Origin of the sequence: Sphaerospermopsis torques-reginae ITEP-024 (genome assembly GCF_019598945.1) — a bacterium.
Lineage (GTDB): Bacteria > Cyanobacteriota > Cyanobacteriia > Cyanobacteriales > Nostocaceae > Sphaerospermopsis.
This window is the reverse complement of sequence record NZ_CP080598.1, coordinates 1,121,962-1,140,259: the sequence shown is the minus strand read 5'-3', so window position 1 is coordinate 1,140,259 and position 18,298 is coordinate 1,121,962. Positions and strand designations below refer to the sequence as shown.

13 protein-coding genes are annotated in these 18,298 nt (G+C 38.2%); 8 read left to right on the top strand and 5 right to left on the bottom strand.

What is annotated here, in order from left to right; all coding sequences use genetic code 11:
- Positions 1 to 154 precede the first annotated feature (154 nt).
- Complete coding sequence (locus K2F26_RS05300; RefSeq protein WP_220610630.1) at positions 155 to 5,644, bottom strand: translocation/assembly module TamB domain-containing protein; 5,490 nt, start codon at positions 5,642 to 5,644, stop codon at positions 155 to 157.
- Positions 5,645 to 5,907: 263 nt separating this feature from the next.
- Between K2F26_RS05300 and K2F26_RS05295 the strand changes: the two genes are divergently transcribed.
- The 8 genes from K2F26_RS05295 (at position 5,908) to murQ (ending at position 14,261) form a co-directional block, all read left to right on the top strand.
- Positions 5,908 to 6,309 (top strand): DUF3110 domain-containing protein, encoded by a 402-nt coding sequence (locus K2F26_RS05295; RefSeq protein ID WP_220610629.1) that lies wholly within the window; start codon positions 5,908 to 5,910, stop codon positions 6,307 to 6,309.
- 198 nt (positions 6,310 to 6,507) lie between these two features.
- Positions 6,508 to 7,188, top strand: coding sequence for a response regulator transcription factor (locus K2F26_RS05290; protein WP_220610628.1), 681 nt, complete (start codon positions 6,508 to 6,510; stop codon positions 7,186 to 7,188).
- Between the two features lie 308 nt (positions 7,189 to 7,496).
- Entirely contained in the window at positions 7,497 to 8,885 is a 1,389-nt protein-coding gene (locus K2F26_RS05285; protein ID WP_220610627.1) for a sensor histidine kinase, read from the top strand.
- Positions 8,886 to 9,003: 118 nt separating this feature from the next.
- The gene (locus K2F26_RS05280) at positions 9,004 to 9,978 is read left to right on the top strand and encodes a sodium-dependent bicarbonate transport family permease (RefSeq protein ID WP_220610626.1); all 975 of its coding nucleotides are present in this window, start codon (positions 9,004 to 9,006) and stop codon (positions 9,976 to 9,978) included.
- Positions 9,979 to 10,048: 70 nt separating this feature from the next.
- A complete protein-coding gene (locus K2F26_RS05275) occupies positions 10,049 to 10,681 on the top strand; it encodes a P-II family nitrogen regulator (RefSeq protein ID WP_220610625.1) in 633 nt (210 codons plus the stop codon).
- Positions 10,682 to 10,835: 154 nt separating this feature from the next.
- On the top strand, positions 10,836 to 11,522 hold the full coding sequence (locus tag K2F26_RS05270; RefSeq protein ID WP_437441046.1) for a carbonic anhydrase: 687 nt from the start codon (positions 10,836 to 10,838) through the stop codon (positions 11,520 to 11,522).
- 300 nt (positions 11,523 to 11,822) lie between these two features.
- Entirely contained in the window at positions 11,823 to 13,133 is a 1,311-nt protein-coding gene (locus tag K2F26_RS05265; RefSeq protein ID WP_220610624.1) for a proton extrusion protein PcxA, read from the top strand.
- Positions 13,134 to 13,340: 207 nt separating this feature from the next.
- Positions 13,341 to 14,261: an N-acetylmuramic acid 6-phosphate etherase gene (gene murQ, locus K2F26_RS05260; protein WP_220610623.1), complete on the top strand. Its 921-nt coding sequence runs from the start codon at positions 13,341 to 13,343 to the stop codon at positions 14,259 to 14,261.
- A 239-nt stretch (positions 14,262 to 14,500) separates the two neighbouring features.
- On the opposite strand, the gene K2F26_RS05255 is transcribed toward murQ, so the two are convergent.
- The 4 genes from K2F26_RS05255 to K2F26_RS05240 form a co-directional block, all read right to left on the bottom strand.
- Positions 14,501 to 15,721: an acyl-CoA dehydrogenase family protein gene (locus tag K2F26_RS05255; RefSeq protein WP_220610622.1), complete on the bottom strand. Its 1,221-nt coding sequence runs from the start codon at positions 15,719 to 15,721 to the stop codon at positions 14,501 to 14,503.
- Between the two features lie 249 nt (positions 15,722 to 15,970).
- On the bottom strand, positions 15,971 to 16,351 hold the full coding sequence (locus K2F26_RS05250; protein WP_220610621.1) for a hypothetical protein: 381 nt from the start codon (positions 16,349 to 16,351) through the stop codon (positions 15,971 to 15,973).
- A 20-nt stretch (positions 16,352 to 16,371) separates the two neighbouring features.
- Positions 16,372 to 16,779 carry a hypothetical protein gene (locus K2F26_RS05245; protein ID WP_220610620.1) on the bottom strand — a complete coding sequence of 136 codons (408 nt, stop codon included), beginning with the start codon at positions 16,777 to 16,779 and terminating at the stop codon, positions 16,372 to 16,374.
- Positions 16,780 to 17,026: 247 nt separating this feature from the next.
- Positions 17,027 to 18,108 (bottom strand): IS630 family transposase gene (locus K2F26_RS05240; protein ID WP_437441045.1). Its coding sequence is split into 2 segments (ribosomal slippage): positions 17,027 to 17,634 and positions 17,634 to 18,108, totalling 1,083 coding nucleotides; the frame shifts between segments, so codons are not numbered across the junction.
- Positions 18,109 to 18,298: the final 190 nt, after the last annotated feature.

Here is an 18,298-nt window from a genome sequence, read left to right as displayed (position 1 = left end):
TAAAAATATCCAATATCTGTAGCTTATGTCTTATGTATATTAAGCCTTCCGCAGTTTTTTGAGATTGATTTTGCATACTATGTACTGAAGAACCTACTTTTCAAACATCCTCTTATGGGTGAAGCATGGGGAAGATAACTTTCCTTATTCCCTGCTAAAATCTTCTTTCAAACTCAATGATCGCCCGACTATCATCAGTGAAATTTGTGGAAGCACGAACCCGAAAATCGTCATTAATTCTGTAATTAATACCCCATTGGAAGGGGTCACTAGCGGTTAAAATTTTGATCGTAGAAAAAGAAAATTTACTAGAAATATCCACACCGGCTTCTAATGCTAATTCTATAGTCGAGTTGCTTTTACCTGCTTCGGGTCTATCAGAAAGAATGGTAGGAAATATCCGCAGTTCACTTAAACCAAAAGCATCACCAATTTGGCTAAATGCAGCTTGAAAGTTATTAAAAACAGCCGAACCAGCAATATTAATTAAACCCAATGTTGTGTCACCACGTCCTTGGGTGTCTACAAACCCACCTCCTAACAAAGTAACAATTTCTGTTTGTGAACGTGAGGGACTACTTTTCAATTCTAAATTCTCATTTAGTTGACTAGCGGGACCTTTAACTATTGCTTCGACGCGGACGGTTTCTAATTCTGATAACCCTGTAGAAACTTGTCTGCTGAGATCAATTGTTTGGATTCCATCTAATACTTTAGCAAACATTTTAATATCTAACTCAGGATCACGAGGATCAGAAGTTCTAAAAGTTGCAGTATGTTTATAGTTACGAGCTAAATTGAATTGGGTGGTAAACAAATTTACGCCACCTTTGGTTAATCTGATAGTTCCAGCGGGTATAGGATTATTTAAAGTACCACTCACATTTAAATCACCAGTTGCGAGGAAGTTGAAAACAGGTGGACGAGCTATTTCTACACTGTTTCCTAGCTTGATTTGCAAATTATTTAATCTGGTTATTCCGCTTTCAACATCACTGGTTTTGTTTTGTTTACTGGCTGCAAAAATTGATAAATCAGAACCTGTTTGAGATAAGGTTTTTGTATCAGATTCTGTTAGTAAAACTTGACCATTGGATAATTCTATCTCACCACCAATTGCTGGTTGTAATACTGAACCTGTAATTTCTAAATTACCACTTGCACCACCTTGATATAATCCCTTGAGATTTAATACTAATTGTTCTAGTTTCACACTCAATGGTTTATCTATTTGGATGTTTTGACTGTTGAAAATTGGTATTTCTCCTGTGGCTTCTATTTTACCATTGCTAAACTGCCCTTGGAGGTTTTCTACTACTACTTTATTAAAATCAAATTCGGCTTTTCCAGACACATTGGTTAGTTTACCTTGTAAAGCTTGGGCTGCAAATGTGGCGTTATTAAGAGAGGCAGTACCTTTAACTGATGGTTGTTTTCTGTTTCCCCTCACAGTTAAATCTACTTCTCCCTTACCGCTTTCAAATGTTATTTGATTAGTGAACAGATTTAATAATCCTAAACCTTCATCTTTGACTTTGACATCTAGGGTAATTTGATTGTTGTCTGGTGTTACTGATGCAAATGGTAATTTATAGGGAATATCACCAGTAATGTTAACTGGTTCGTTTCCTACTGCTATGACTTGACTACCAAATTTCAAACGTCCATCAGCATAACTAAAACCTGCGTTGGCTGACTGTATTGGTTTTTGATTGAGTGTTCCTTCTGTGATTTTTAATTCTCCTCTAGCTTGGGGGTTGGCTATACTACCAGCTATAGCAGCATCAATGTTGAGATTACCACTAATTCCTACTGGGATTTTGACAAAGTTATTTAATAGTTGAATTGGGAATTTTTCGACTGTTAATTTTCCTGATTGTTCTTCACCACCAACATTACCTATAAAGGCTATGAGTCTATCTTTCGCTTCGATGCTCAAAGGTTGTAACCGCAAAACACCTTTTTCAAAAGCACCTTTAGCAATGACTTTTTCGGCACGATAAAACCGATTAGGTTCTGTTTCTCGACCCCAAGTAAAGTTTTGTCCTTGTAAGTCAAATTGTGCTGTTAGTCCGTTTTTTGTAGCGGTGTTGATGGCAATTTCTCCGTTAAAAGTTCCTTTTAAGTCTTTTAAATCTGGTATGGGTTTTGATTCTAGCCGTTTTTGTTCTTCTGCTGCTAGGAGTGCATCAATTTCTGCTAAACGTTGAATTTGATTGAATAAAGTTTGATTTGCTAAACCTCGCGGGTTGGTGGTTAAATCTGCTGCTGTACCGTAGGTTGGAGGTGTTAAACCTCTTTGTAAATCTTGGATTTCAAATATTTGGGCAACGGTGAGTAAATCTTGAATTTTGCCTTGGTTGATGTTAATTTTGGCTTGTACTTGGGGACCTTGAGGAGTTTGTTTGAGGTTAGCGTCAAACAGGTAGCGACTTTGAGCGTTGATAAATTCGCTGTTTGTTAAGGTGGTTAAATTATTGTTGTATTGAAATTCGGTGGTGAAGCGATCGCCTTTAATTCTACCAAGTTGCGGTTTGGCGATCGCAATATTTCCCCGCGTTGCTAATGTTTTTTGATTTATTTGTAAATCTCCCGTTAACAAACCAGCTAATGCACCTTGTCCCAAAATCGGATTATTAGGTAAGTTTAAATTTAAGTTTAAATTTAACACTTGTAAGGGAAAATTATTAACTTTAACTGCCCAATTTTCGCCTTGAGATTGACCTGTAACTAATGCTTGTTGCCACTGTACTAAAAAAGCGTTAGGTTGATTATTAGCATTTAATTTAGCTGCTAGTCTGTCTCTTTTACCAGCAACATCTAAACTTAAACCCCTTCCTTGCACTAAATTAATGTTACCAGTTAATAATGGTTCAAAGGCAAACTTTTGTATTTTGCTTTGCACTTGCAAATTTCGCAAACCCAAAGATCCAATAACATTCGGTGCTGTGATTTTCCCGGTAATTTGTCCTGTAAAATCGGCTTTTCCGCCTACATTTACAGCATTAGGTAATTGCAAAGGTAATTGTTTGAGGTCATAATTTTGCGTTTGAACATTGAGATTTAATTGAGTAATTTCTGGTATACCTGGTTGTTTAGCATCGGCTAAAATATAACCACTGGCGGTTAAATTTGGAGTTCTTGCTTGGGGAATAGTTAATTGTTGACCATTCCAAGAAACTACAGCATTTAAAGGAGAATTAATTCCCGGAATACCTCGACTAAACTGCACTTGACCAGTAGCACGAATATTAGCTAATTTCGCAGACCCAACAATACCAGCAACTTTTAACTGACCTGCAAATTTACCTGATAATTGTTGATTTAAACGTTTTAATTGTACACCATAACTATTAACTAATGTTTGGTAATGACCATTAGCAAGTTGAATATTAGAAGCTGTAACTGTTCCCCCAGCAAGATTTAACTTTGCTTGACCATTTGCTTGAATAGTTTCCGGTTGAAAAGATGCAACATTACCAGCAACATTAAACTCACCAACTAACGCACCTTGTATTTGAGGTGGAACATTTGCTAATCTCTGCACAGGTACATTTTTAACTGCAACTTGCGCCTTGTAGCGACCATTACTAACTTGAATATTTTTAGCTGTAATTGTGCCATTATTAACTTTTAAACTACCTTCACCAATAGCACCGAAATTATTGAAGTTGAAATTTTCGGTATTACCTGCAATAGTAAATTTCCCGGCAATGGGATTATTGAAAATTGGGGCAGATTGTTTTAAGATTGTCCCTAAACGCACATTTTGAGCTATCAAGTCAGCAATAAAGTTTTTATCTTCTAACTGAAAACGAGAAATCGCAACTTTACCGCCAGCAATATTAATATTTGCATCTTCTGGACGAATATTAGTAATTTTAAAGTTTTCAGAAGTTCCTGAGATGACTAATTTACCGTTAAATGCTGCGTTATTTAAAGAGATATTTTCTAATTGTTGTGAGTTGAGAAATGGGGTTAATTTCACACCCGAAGCTTGAGCAACAGCTTGCCAACTTTGAGGATTATAATTACCATAAACCCGGATTATATTACCAGCAATATTAACAGCGACATTACGAAAATCAACTGTACGATTTGGGTTGATAATTGTTTCACCAGTAGCAGCATAAGTGGCTTGGGGAGCTTGCCATTTTACGAAAGTTTGGATATTGTTAGCTGTACCAATGAGGTTAGCTGTAGCTGAAACAGTGCCAATTTTGAATGTAGAGTTAATATGATCATTATAAAGTTTAGCGATCGCATCCCCTGGAACATTTTTAGCAGTTAAATTAACATTAATTTGCGGTACTTTCCCCAGGGAAATTTTTCCTGCCCCGCTAACTTCACCACCTAATTTTGTTTGTCCTTGAATATCCTTGAAAGTCAGCACAGCATCACGAGTTGAAAGCTCAAATTTACTACTAACTTTCTCAAAATCAACTTGATCAATTTTGGCAGTTTTGATATTAGCCACAGTTCCTGAAAGCACAGGTTCGTCAATATTGCCTAATATCTGTAAATCGGCTTTTACCACCCCACTCACAGGGAAAGGTGATTGCACTTTCAGAGTTTCTAAGGCATTTGACACACTTACAGCATTGACACTTCCTGATAAATTAAAGCCTTTTTCTCGGTCAATCACACCTTTAGCAGTAAGGGGAATTTTCCCATAATTACTAACTACATTATCTAACTCTATAGCTAATCCTTGAAACTTGACATTTCCCTGAGTATTACTTAATAGTTGTGGGACTTGGGGAATTTGTAGAGTTACAGCTTGTAAAGCAGCAGTACCATCTAATAAAGTTTGTTGATTTGGTATTAATTGAATTTGTAAATCACCATTTACCCGACCAGCTTGTAAATTTATTGGTAATTGAATCAAACGAGTAATATCTGCGGCTAATAAATCTTGCGTTTTTACCCTTAAATTACCTTCTAAATTTGCCTGGGCGCGGAGATTTCCTTGCAGGAAAATATTACCTCCGTTCTTTGGTTTTCCGGCTACGTCAAATTTAATTAGTCGGTTATTTTCTATCAATTGGGCAGTTCCATATAAACCTGAAAATGTTACAGGTATTAGAGACTGGTGACTGGGGACTGGTGACTCCGTTTTCTGGTTTCCTACTAATATTAACCTGGCGTTGCGAACGCGCAGTTTATCTAAATCGGTTTTAATCAGTCCTGGTTTTCCTGGTGGGGCGATAGTGGTAGTGATCCAGCGTCCTTGGTTATCCTGTTGAATATAAATATCTGGGTTAATTAAAGTAACATCTAATTTTAATTGGCGGTTAATAACTAACTGCCAAGGATCAAAACCAACGTCTACCGCTTCTATTGTCACCCGATCTGTATCCGTGGGTGTTGCAGGGATAGCTGAAGCAGCAAACCTGACTCCTGTCAGGGAAAATTCTTTGACTTTTCCCAGTTCAACTGGACGGTTGAGGGTATTGGTAAGATTTTGTTGTGCTAGGGGTGCTAAATCTTTTTGGATAAATTCTCTTAACCGCCAAATACCACCGATGATTACCATTAGCAACAACGCGCCTAAAGCCATGCTACCACGACTCAATATCATCAACCATAAGCGTTTGCGGCTTGCGGTTGGGGTTTCTTGATCTTGTTTGGAAGTGTTAGACATGGGTTTGCACTCTGGAAATTGCCGGAGTTAGTGGTCAAACATCCTCTTATAATTAGCACAATATTTAGGTGTGCCACTGGTAGGGTACAGACCAGTTTACATATTTCCCAAGGTTTAGCCAGAGATTACCACAATTAGGGTTTGATTTGCCTGAAATCTTGAAAAATATACCTTTAGGTCTATCGTTAGCTTTCCCAGAGGCACAATATCGAACTTTAATAGAAGTAATATAAACGTGAACTACAAGGATTAAAGGCTTAAAGATGCGTGTTTTTGTACTACTCTTCAATGCGGGAACTAATAATGAAGGGATTCACTCGATTCGGGTGGGCGATCGCAATACAATCATGATGTTTGAATCAGAGGATGATGCTACTCGCTTTGCTTTAATGTTAGAAGCGCAAGATTTCCCCACCCCCACAGTTGAAGGAATGGATGCTGAGGATATCAAGGAATTTTGTGAAAGTGCGGGTTTTGGCTGGGAACTTGTGCCAGAAAATAGTAATATCGTGGTGACACCTCCAGAACAGAACGTAGAAGAAACTGATTGGAAACCAGAAGGTCAAACTCAAAATAACTATGATAATAGTTCTCAGTCAGAAGAACAGGAAATGTCTGCTTCTGAACTAGACAGCTTCCGTCGCAGACTAGAAGGGTTATTGTAAGTAGTCATTAGTCATTAGTTGTTGGGAAAGTAGGGAATAGGGAATAGGGAATAGGGAATAGGGAATAGGGAATAGGGAATAAGTAAAGAATTTTCTACCCAGTCACCAGTTACCAGTCACCAGTCACCAGTCACCAGTCACCTGTTCCCTTACCTCACCAATAAATTCTCAACTAAAATAGGATTGCTAGATTGCTATATGCGAATTTTGCTAGTTGAAGATGAACCAGGAATAGCTCAATTTATCAGTCAAGGACTCAGAGAGATGAGTTACGCTGTTGATGTGGCTCATGATGGTGAAGAAGGTAAGGAATACATCTTTGCTGCTGAGTATGACATTATCATCTTAGATATTATGCTACCCAAAATTGATGGGTTAAAGCTACTAGAAGAATTTCGCCAGCAAAAAATTAAAACTCCAGTCTTACTTTTAACAGCACGGGATACTGTAGAAGATCGGGTAAAAGGGTTAGATCAGGGTGCGGATGATTACTTAGTCAAACCTTTTGCATTTTCAGAACTACTAGCACGGTTACGAGCTTTGCAACGTCGCCCACCATTACAATTTAACACCATTTTACAGGTTGGTGATTTAACTATGGATGTAGTCACAAGGGAAGTTCAGCGTGGAGGACGTTTCATTGAACTTAGCCCCTTAGAGTTTAAACTTTTAGAGTATTTATTGCGTAATTCCAATACAGTAGTTACCCGTACACAAATAGGTGAACACGTTTGGGATTTTGATTTTTATAGTGATTCTAATGTTGTAGATGTATATGTTGGTTATTTGAGACGGAAAATAGATCGGGGTTCTGATCAGCCACTACTGCATACAGTTAGAGGAGTAGGATATTGTCTCAAGGGAATAGGTGATAGGTGACTGGGGATTGGTAATTGGTAATTGGTAATTGGTAATTGGGAATTGGGAATTGGTAATTGGTAATTGGTAATTGGTAATTGGTAATTGGTAATTGGTAATTGGTAATTGGTAATTGGTAATTGGTAATTGGTAATTGGTAATTGGTAATTGGTAATTGGTAATTGGTAATTGGTAATTGGTAATTGGTAATTGGTAATTGGTGATTGGTGACTGGGTTATTAATCTCCTTTTCCTCCCCTGCCTCCCCTGCTTCCCCTGCCTCCCCTGCCTCCCCTGCCTCCTGACTCCTAACTCCTGACTCCTGCTGTATGTTTTTTCAACGATTTAATCAAAGTACAATTAGAACTCGTCTAACAACATGGTACATACTGCTTTTGGGCTGTACGCTAGTAGTTTTCGATACCTATTTATATATTCAATTAAAACATAGTTTACTTGGTCAATTAGACACAGCTTTGCAGGTTGCAGCTTCGGAAACTTTTACTGAAGTTATTCAGGTGGATGGTCATCCTACTTTGAAGATCAAACAACAGTCTGAAACTATTACCCGTAAGTTAACTAATGCTGGTTTTTCCGTGCGTTTGGTTTCTGCCCAAGGAGAAATATGGGATGGTATCGGTAGTTACAAAACCATACCACCGATGATGCCTGTAAAAATGGGTTATACCAGTGTTACCGAATACGGCAAGATTTGGCGAGTTTATACTCAACCATTATCTTTATCTTCAACCGCTGGTTGGTTACAAGTTGCCCAATCTCTAGATCCTATTTCTGAAGCTTCAGAACATCTGCTGACTTTGATGCTTTTGAGTTTTCCTTTAATTCTTTTAATTGCAGCTTGTGGAGGTTTATTTTTAGCGGATCAAGCGTTACTTCCTATTGATCGCATTATTCGCACCGCCCAAGCAATAGGACCTAATGATTTTACCCAGCGCATCGGTGATCAAGGTTCAACAGATGAAGTGGGAAGATTAGCTGTCACCTTGGATGGGATGTTAGATCGCTTGCAGGCTGCATTTGAGCATGAACGCAGATTTACAGCCGATGCTTCTCATGAGTTACGCACACCTTTGACGGTGATTAAAGGCAGACTGGGTGTAACTTTAAGTAGAGAGCGTACACCAGAAGAATATCATCATACCTTACAAGAATTACAACGGGAAGTTGATCGTTTGATTCGTCTTGCTAATGGTTTGCTTTTTCTCACTCGTTTGGATCAAAGTGAATCTGAATATCAATGGACTTTGACTCATGTTGATTTAAGCGAGTTACTAGAAGTTCTCATCGAGCAAATTCAGCTTTTAGCAGCAGATAAAAATATTACCATCTGTGCAAGTATAAAACCCTTACTTTACATTACTGGCAATTCTGATCACTTAACCAGTTTGTTTTTAAATTTACTAGATAATGCCGTTAAGTACACATCCCCGGAAGGTAAAATTAGTGTAGAAACATATCGTGAAAGTGAACAGGTGAAAGTAACTATCACTAATACGGGTAAAGGAATTGCAGCGGAACATTTACCCCATTTATTTGAGCGTTTTTATCGTGCAGAAAGCGATCGCTCACGGTATACAGGTGGCTCAGGATTAGGTTTGGCGATCGCCCATGAAATTGTTCGCTTACACGGTGGTAAAATTTATGTCACCAGCAACCCCCATCAATTCACCACATTCACTGTAGAATTACCATTTTGATACTGCCTAACTAATTCTAAGAAAATTCTTAATTTCTTCTCATGCTTTTCTTAAAATTTGTGGACTAATTTAGAGGGTAGTTCATAAAGTTTTCTAATGCTGAGGAAAGAAAAAATCAATGGATGGCAGTTTAATTCTTTTTAACATTCTCAATCCCCCTGTGTTGTTCTTCTTTTTGGGAATGCTGGCGGTTTTTCTAAAATCAGATTTAGAAATTCCCCAACCCTTACCAAAATTATTTTCACTGTATTTACTGTTATCCATTGGTTTTAAAGGCGGACATGAACTAGCAGAAAGTGGCATTAACTCGCAAATAGCAATGACGCTGATAGTTGCTATTGTCATGGCTTCTATTGTACCAGTATACACATTTTTTATTCTCAGACTCAAACTTGATCATTACAATGCGGCTGCTATCGCTGCTACCTACGGTTCTATTAGTGCAGTCACCTTTATTACCGCTAGTTCTTTCCTAGAAAAACTGCACATTCCCTATGGTGGACACATGGTAGCAGCATTAGCTTTAATGGAATCTCCAGCTATTATTATCGGCTTAATTCTGGTGAGAGCATTTGCACCCAAGACAGAAGGTGAAGAAGGATTTTCTTGGGGAAAAGTGATGCACGAAGCTTTTTTAAATGGCTCAGTATTTTTGTTAGTTGGTAGTTTGTTAGTTGGACTATTAACAGGAGAAAAAGGTTGGGAAAAATTACAACCATTTACTCAAGGAATTTTCTACGGTGCGCTGACTTTCTTTTTACTTGATATGGGATTAGTAGCAGCCAGAAGAATTAAAGATTTAAGTAAAACAGGTTCTTTCTTAATTGGTTTTTCTGTTTTCATTCCTGTTGTCAATGCTATCTTAGGAATTTTGATTGCAAAAGTCTTGGGAATGGGAGAAGGAAACGGACTTTTATTTGCGGTTTTATGTGCCAGTGCTTCTTATATTGCCGTACCAGCAGCAATGAGATTAACTGTTCCCGAATCTAATCCTAGTCTTTATGTTTCTATGGCTTTAGCTTTAACATTCCCCTTTAATATTATTGTGGGAATTCCTCTTTACTTGCAAATTTTAAAACTTGTTGGTGTATAAGGTTTTAGAGTTTTCCCAGCAGATTTGAAACCCTTTAATTCTTCTATTATCTCACTGATAGGTATTAGTCATGGAACTCTTTAACCGAGTAGAAATCATTGTTAGCTCCCTGGAACAACGAGAAGTAATAGATATCCTTAATTCTGTGAGAGTTCCTGGATATACATTAATAGAAAATTCTTCCGGGAAAGGGGATAGGGGGATTTGTCATAACGATTTGGGGAGAGAATTTAGCAATAGTTATATTTCTACTATTTGCACTAATCAAACACAATTTGAATACCTGATCAGAGATATTTTACCAATCCTCAAAACCATTGGTGGTATTTGTTTAATTACCACAAGTAATTCTCAGATATCAGATGACTTTTCTCCCAGTCTAACAAGTCTAAATTTATCAATCCCTATTATGCAAGAAGTCCAAAAAGTAGAGATTGTTATTGATACATCTCACATTGAAGATGCTCTGAACATTTTAGAAAGTGTCTTCGTTTCGGGATATACAATTATTAAAGATACCTCTGGTAAAGGTGATCGAGGTTTAGCATCTTCCGATATTGACTATGGATTTAGTAATAGTTACATTATGACAGTCTGTACCAATCAAAAACAATTAGATAACCTAGTGGAAAAAATCACCCCTCTGCTGAAAAAAATCGGAGGTGTGTGTTTGGTGACTGATGCAAAATGGGTTAATCACTAAATAATTAAGGAGTCAGGAGTCAGGAGTCAGGAGTCAGGGCTAAAGTCCTGATTTGGATGACTAAAGTCATCACTACAAGCCAGCAACTACCAAAGAAAGAATAAAGGAAAAAAACAGCCAAAAAGCAAGACAACAAAGGTAAAATCATAATTCTATGAATTCTACAATGCCAATGAAAAGAATTATCAAAGGACTGAACGAATTTCAAACTAACTATTTCACAATTCATCAGGAAATGTTCCGCCAATTATCTCAAGGACAAACTCCTGAAATTCTCTTTATTACTTGTTCTGATTCTCGCATTGATCCGAATTTATTAACACAAACTAAACCAGGAGAACTATTTATTATTCGTAATTTAGGTAATATTATTCCCACTCATGGAAGTCCTAATAGTAGTGAAGGTGCGGGAATTGAATATGCTGTTTCTGCTTTAAATATTAAGCATATTATTGTTTGTGGTCATTCTCACTGCGGTAGTATGAAAGCACTCCTACAATTAAATAATTTATCTGATGAAATGCCTTTAGTTTATGATTGGTTAAAACGCAATGCTGAATCTACCCGTCGTCTGTTACGCGAAAACTATCAAAATTATGATGGGGAAACATTGCTCAAAATAGCTGTAGAAGAAAATGTTTTAACTCAAATTGAAAATTTAGAAACCTATCCCGTGATTCGTTCTAAATTACATGGTGGTAAAATCTCTCTCCATGCTTGGGTTTATGAAATAGAAACAGGACAAATTGTTGCTTACAATGCTAATGATAGTAAGTTTGTGCCTTTAAGTTCTGACGCTTTTCCTGTTCCTGATCCTTTAGCTTGTTTAAAAGCAGGTTAATTGAGAAAATATTTATTTAATATTTATTTTTTGATGAGGTAGAAAAATTCAAGTTGATAAATACATAAACTTTGGATTTAAAAAATCAATTTTTATCAATTAATTCAAAGTTTATCTACCTCATTTTTTGATTTTTTTAGTAACGTAAGTTGCTAGTTAGGGAAAATGTCAGAATCAGGATAACCAGGATTTAAGGATTAACAGGATAATAACAGAATTTTAATTAGCAATTACCCATTACCAGCCTTAACAAATAACTAGCAACTTGAGTTAGTAAACATTTAGCCATCTACCATCAAAATGAAAAATTACGTACATTCAGATTTTTCAGATAAGCTAACTGAAAAAAACAACAACTTAAATATTTTGCATCAAGGTAATCAATGGTTTTTCCGCACACCAGAAAGAGCATTAGAACAAGCATATAAAATGGCTTTAAATATAAAAGAAATTGAGTTAGAACATTTTGCAGGGGATAAAGTATCTAGTCAGTCAGGTGTTTACAGTCAAAATGTATTAGATTGTTTTCAGACAGATGTGGAAAAATATTTAAAGATTATTAAAATCAGAGTTTTAGAATTTAAAGTGAGTCGTTTTTTTATCAAAAACTCTAATTACGCTTTTTTGGATAAACTAAAATTAATTGATGAAGTTCTCTCCAGATACAATAATGAGGATCTAGAATTATCTAATTCTAATGTTGTAGATTATTCTCAAAACCCAACTCTTACCAAGTTAGAATCTCACCAACAAACACCAAAAAATTTGTCTCAACTAACATCAAAACTCAGTTTAGAAAATATTGAACCAGTCACCAAAAAAACTGGTATTTTTCCCAGATCAATTGGTAGAACATTTCGCAAAATTACCAATGATATGAGTCCAAGTTCTGAACAGGAGGTATTGCGGAATTTTCAAGCATCGAGAAAAATTACCAAACGAGCTATTAACTGTTTGTTGTTATTAATTCTCATTCCCTTGTTAACTCAAGAATTGTCTAAAAAGTTTTTCATACTTCCTGCTGTAGAACATTTTCGCAGTGTTGAAAGTACACCTATTTTTCTGAACTGGGAAATGAAAGAGAAAGCACTAAAAGAATTGCAGTCTTTTGAGGAAGAATTAAAATTTGACAATTTATTGAAACATTCTCCTCAAATTTCTGCGGAAGCTATGGAAGAAAAAATTTCACTCAAAGCAGAAGAATTAGCAGAAGAATTTAAACATAAAAGTAATAGTGCAGTGGCAAATGTTTTTGCTGATTTATTAGGTTTATTTGCTTTTGCAGTTGTGGTAGTCACCAATAAAAAAGGGGTGATAGCTATTAAAAATCTGTTGAATGAAATTATTTATGGTTTAAGTGATAGTGCCAAAGCATTTATCATTATTTTATTCACAGATATTTTTGTAGGTTTCCATTCTCCTCACGGTTGGGAAGTGATTTTAGAAAGTATTGCTAGTCATTTGGGTATTGCCGCAGATAGAAATGCTATTTTCCTATTTATTGCTACATTCCCAGTAATTCTAGATACTATATTCAAGTATTGGGTTTTCCGTTATCTGAACCAAATTTCACCTTCAGCAGTAGCAACACTGAAAAATATGAATGAATAGGTAATTAATTGATAATTGATAATTGACAATTGACAATTGTTTCATTTAAGGTTTAAAACCTCCCCTTTGAAGGGGAAAAAAATTTCCCTTGGGTTGCGTTATCTCGTAACCGAAATTACAATATCAATTATTTTGTAACCTGAACCGAGTAGTATTGACTGATAACTGATAACTGATAACTGATAACTGATAACTGATAACTGAAAAATGACAAATTTACAAGAACGCGGACATCTACTCACAGAACAAGTAAATCCTAATAGTCTAAATTTAGACCAATTAAATTCTTTAGAATTGGTAGAATTATTTAATACTGAAGACCAAAAAGCTGTAGCTGCTGTTGCTGGGGCTAAGGTTGAGTTAGCCGCAGCTATTGAAAAGACAGCAGAACGTTTACATCAAGGTGGACGTTTATTTTACATCGGTGCGGGAACGAGTGGACGGTTAGGGGTGTTAGATGCGGCTGAATGTCCACCTACTTTTTGTACTCCCCCAGAGTTGGTACAGGGTATTATTGCTGGTGGTGCGGGGGCGTTGTTACGCAGTTCTGAGGGTTTAGAAGATTTAGCGGAAGACGGGGAAAGTGCGATCGCCCAACATAAAATTAATCAACTGGATGTAGTCGTCGGTATCACTGCTGGGGGAACTACTCCTTATGTTCAAGGTGCATTAAAAGCAGCACGTCAAAGGGGAGCTTTAACGGTTTTTATGGCCTGTGTTCCCGCCGAACAAGTTCCTTTTGATGCAGATATTGATATTCGTTTGTTAACAGGTCCAGAAATTTTAGCCGGTTCGACTCGTTTGAAAGCTGGGACTGCAACTAAACTGGCCTTAAATATCCTTTCTACCAGCGTGATGGTGAAATTAGGGAAAGTTTACGGTAATAGAATGGTGGATGTTGCGGTAACAAATCAAAAATTACGCGATCGCGCTTTAAGAATTTTACAAGATTTAACAGGTTTAAGTCGAGAAGCCGCAGGTTTCTTATTAGAACGCAGTGGAAAATGGGTGAAGTTGGCTTTATTAATGCATTGGACAGGTTTAGATAAAACCGCAGGTGAGGAACTTTTAGCAGTGCATAAAGGTAATTTGCGTGTTGCTGTTGATAGTTATAAACAGGAGTGCTAGTATGTCGAACAGGGGCTGTGTTTAGCTTTTGAGTTGTCGTTCTGGAAGAGAATCAATCTACTACAGAGCGCCCTCTCTCTTCGTACTCTTTTTTTGAACAATGTATTGATATACACCAGATTTCATTGCTATGAGATACAAATCATAATCATAAAACTCTTGTGGGGTGGGCATCTTGCCCGCCCATAGTGTACCTCATTACACCGGAAAGTGCTGCCAGTGTTTTTTTTACAGGATTGTCACTCCGTCAAGTTTTCTTGGCGAGTTGGGTGGGTGTTAAAATAGGCACGATCAAAGGACTGTCCTAGAATCTCCTGACCAATGGATGACAAAACGTGATCGCTATTATCGTGCAGGACGTAAAAGGACAAGTCTCGGAATATTCGCTCTAGAGGACTCGGTTGAATCAGGGAGCGAGCGCCACAAGCGTGTATGCAATCGTTCACCGTTTCCACTGCCAGCGCCTCAGTAATGTAACGGGCGCGATTGCCTGCTTGTTTAGCCTCTAACTCCTGGCCTGTTTCCCAGAGGGTGGCTACTTGCCGCAACCAGAAATGCATAGTATCAATATTAATTGCTGCCTTAGCAATCCGGTGTTGTACGTAGGGATCGTGTCCTTTTTTCTGCTTTTTGATGTATGCTAAAGCATAGTCATAAGCTCCCTCAGCAGCACCTAAAAAAGCCGCACCATACTGAGGCGTAAACCGCGTCTGCCACTCCTCAATCACGTACTGTCCTGGATAGCCAATTAGGTTTTTTTTAGGGATGAAAGTCTGATTAAAACGCACTAAATAACTAACTGTACCTCTCATCCCAATGGGCTGCCACCAACTATCATCAAAGCTGACACTGGGATCAGATAAATCACAGGCTAACATCAGGACTGAGGTCGGCGAACTATTGCTATGACGCGATCCTCCAGTCCCTGTTGAGTTCACCAGGAGAACTGCCCACTGTGTTGCTGGGGCGCTGGTGGCGAATACCTTTGTCCCATCAAGGATGTAGCCATCATCTACCACTTGAATGGTTGTACCGAGGCTGACTTTTTGACCTGGGATCTGTGACTGGGGTTCTCCACTCCAAGCTGCCCATTTTTCACCGCGTTGGACAATGCCCTCAAACCAACGCTTTTTCTGAGACTCATTCGCCATACCGGCAATTATTACCTGGGCATTGGCGTGTCCTTCCCAGCAACGGGCTAGGGATAGATCCACTTTGGCCAGTTCTTTGGTCATCATCCACAGGGTAAAGATATCGGTCTGATGTCCTAACCCTAAACCACCATGCTCAGTTGGTACAGCAGGTGCATAAAGACCTGCATTAAAAATGTCTTCAAAATTTTCTGTTGGGAAGGTGGCAGTGCGATCGTAACAAGCGGCGCGAGAAGCAAATTTATCGCGGGCAAGTTGGCTAATGCGCTCAACCAGGGTTTGCTTATTGAGAGTTAAATTGGAAATCATCTAATAGATATCTCCGAAAAAGAATCAAATTATGGTATAACAGAATTTAAACTCAAGCAAAATTTGCAGTAATGCAACTACCTCCGGGCAGGGTGAAAGTTAACGCTTGGAAGCCAGTGCGTTGGGCGGGTTTCCCGACTTGAAGCAACTGGCGTGGAGAGAACCACCTCTGGCTTAGATACTGCAAGGGATCTAAGTTAAGTGGACTCGTTGAACCAAGAATCTCAGCGGCTAAAGCCAGTGAGAGTGTCAATTAACCTGATAATAAAACTCCCGACAAAAATCGGTTTGCTGACCATCCTTGAACTTATGATATCCGGCAATGACGCACAAGCCTTTGTTCATGTTAGTGGCCAACAAGGATTCCACTGAATCCCGATCATATCGCGCAAAGAAGGCATTTTCTTTATTCATAACATCTACGTACGGCGTTACCTCTGCCTCACCCCAATCTTCTGAAGAGGTTAGACCATAGGCGTGGATGATGATTTGCTCATTATGCTTAGTCAGGGTAAATTTCCCGATCCATCTGGTCTTTGTGTTGGAGTTAATCCAGGTACCCAAAACTCGCGTGAAATCAACAACGGTGTCGTTTTTAGACTGGTTATCGTCAAATTCGTTTCGATCCATCTTGAAATACTCCTTTTCCACTAGCGATGATAAAATTCGCGGCCCAAATGGCTGGTTCGACCACTACCATCCAAGTAGCGGGTATAGGACTGAATGACCAGGATTTCTTGTTTTTCGTTGGCCACCAAATGTCTCTCAATGCCGTCTTGTTTGTAAAAAGCGTGAAATCCTCTGGCTACAATTGAGGTTTCTGCGGCATAAGGAACAGCCTCAACTTCACCCCAGTCAATGGGATCAGGTTCATTTGCTCCATAACCCCGAAACATCAGGCGACCATCTTGTTCAGTAAGAACCACTCGAACTAAGTAATTGCTCTCTGTCTTAGTATTAATCCACTCACCCACTAGGGGAGAAATATCAAGGGGCTTTGCCTCCGAGGGTCGGTGGTCAGCTTTCATCTGATATGCGTATTGAGTTGTTTGTTCCACGGGCTAACTCTTAACTTATACAATAATTAGTATAAAGCATGAATGAGATACAAGTCATAAAGATGAGATAGAGGCGAAATATCTGGATCTTTTGACCAAATTTATGGGAGGATGGTTTGCTTTGGTGCTAATAAAATTTTTAGAATCAGTTGGACTTCCAACCTATTTGCTTTCCAGGTCGTTGAGGACAAAGAGAAAAAATCAAAGCCGCCCCTGATTGACAAGAAACGACTCAGATATAGGACTCCTATTTGATTTTTGAAAAAAATCCGTACATCTGAAGAGTGGCAAAATCAAAGGTAGTGTGTCGAATAAACCATTCAAACATCCATTTCAAATGCGAGAATGTTGGAATTAAGGCACAAAAACGCCGCACCCATGTTTTGGCTTGTAACCAAATATCCTCAATAGGATTTTGTTCTGGACAATTGGGTGCAAAACGGACGCAGCGTATTTTCCATTGGTCAATTGTCAAACCTTGATTAACTTCATCCAAAAACCCTTGAATTTCTTTGGAACGATGATAGGTCGCACCATCCCAAAAAAGTAACAATTGTTGCTCGCCAGACTCATTTAGTAAATATCGCAGATAATCAATTGTATTTTCTGAGTTCCCCTTATCGTAAGCTCTGAGCAGCAATTTTCCTTCAAGATAATCAACTGCCCCATAATATGTTTGTTTATTGCGCTCATTCACCACTGGAACTGTTATTTCCCTATCAGTTCTCCCCCAGACATCGCCACTTAAGTCTCCCCACATTAAATGACACTCATCAATTAATAATACCCTCAATTTGCCGGTTTCTATTTCGGAACGCTTGCTTGCCAGTAGTGTTTCAATCTCTTTTTTTTTTCTGCCACAGCCTCTGGGTTGGCTTTGGGATTTAACTTTGTGGTCTTCTTCCAAGCTATGTCAGCAGCATCGAATAAATCATAGTAACTTTGCTTTGACTCATAAACCACATCATATTCAAAGGCTAGTTTGTACTCCAATTCCCCCAGTTCCCAGCAGTTCTTGGTTTGCAACCAACTTAACACTTGTTCTCGTTGTTCGCTACTCAAATGGCTTTTTCGCCCTTTGTGGTTTAACTTTAAGCCATTAAGTCCGTTTTCCTCGTAAGCTTGCTTCCAACCAGTTATCGAACCTAAAGACACATCTAAAATTGTCTGGATTTCTTCGTATAAGTAATCTTGGTAAACCAATTTCACCGCCAAGGCTTTTCTGGCTTCACGAGCATCACGACAACCTGCTATGAAGTCTTGTAGTTCGGCAATTGCAGTTGCCACTTTTGCTGGGTATGATACATTTGATAGATGCTGCTTTATCATTGTCTATTTTTACACTTATATCCTCACACGTATTTTCTCTTAATCTTTTTCAAAAATCAAATAGGATTCCTATAGTTTGGGCATTTAAACTCCAAACCCCTTTTTTTAACCTGCTTTCAGATTCATAGAGAGGTTTTGACAGCACCTCTCTATAAAGTAAACTCAGCCTAAGAGCTTAGGTATCTTCAGT

Coding starts and splice junctions, on each gene's coding strand:
- K2F26_RS05270 (WP_437441046.1), top strand. CDS start 10,836: ATGAATTCTACAATGCCAATGAAAAGAATTATCAAAGGACTGAACGAA.
- K2F26_RS05285 (WP_220610627.1), top strand. CDS start 7,497: ATGTTTTTTCAACGATTTAATCAAAGTACAATTAGAACTCGTCTAACA.
- K2F26_RS05255 (WP_220610622.1), bottom strand. CDS start 15,721: ATGATTTCCAATTTAACTCTCAATAAGCAAACCCTGGTTGAGCGCATT.
- K2F26_RS05275 (WP_220610625.1), top strand. CDS start 10,049: ATGGAACTCTTTAACCGAGTAGAAATCATTGTTAGCTCCCTGGAACAA.
- K2F26_RS05290 (WP_220610628.1), top strand. CDS start 6,508: ATGCGAATTTTGCTAGTTGAAGATGAACCAGGAATAGCTCAATTTATC.
- K2F26_RS05250 (WP_220610621.1), bottom strand. CDS start 16,351: ATGGATCGAAACGAATTTGACGATAACCAGTCTAAAAACGACACCGTT.
- K2F26_RS05265 (WP_220610624.1), top strand. CDS start 11,823: ATGAAAAATTACGTACATTCAGATTTTTCAGATAAGCTAACTGAAAAA.
- K2F26_RS05300 (WP_220610630.1), bottom strand. CDS start 5,644: ATGTCTAACACTTCCAAACAAGATCAAGAAACCCCAACCGCAAGCCGC.
- K2F26_RS05295 (WP_220610629.1), top strand. CDS start 5,908: ATGCGTGTTTTTGTACTACTCTTCAATGCGGGAACTAATAATGAAGGG.
- murQ (WP_220610623.1), top strand. CDS start 13,341: ATGACAAATTTACAAGAACGCGGACATCTACTCACAGAACAAGTAAAT.
- K2F26_RS05280 (WP_220610626.1), top strand. CDS start 9,004: ATGGATGGCAGTTTAATTCTTTTTAACATTCTCAATCCCCCTGTGTTG.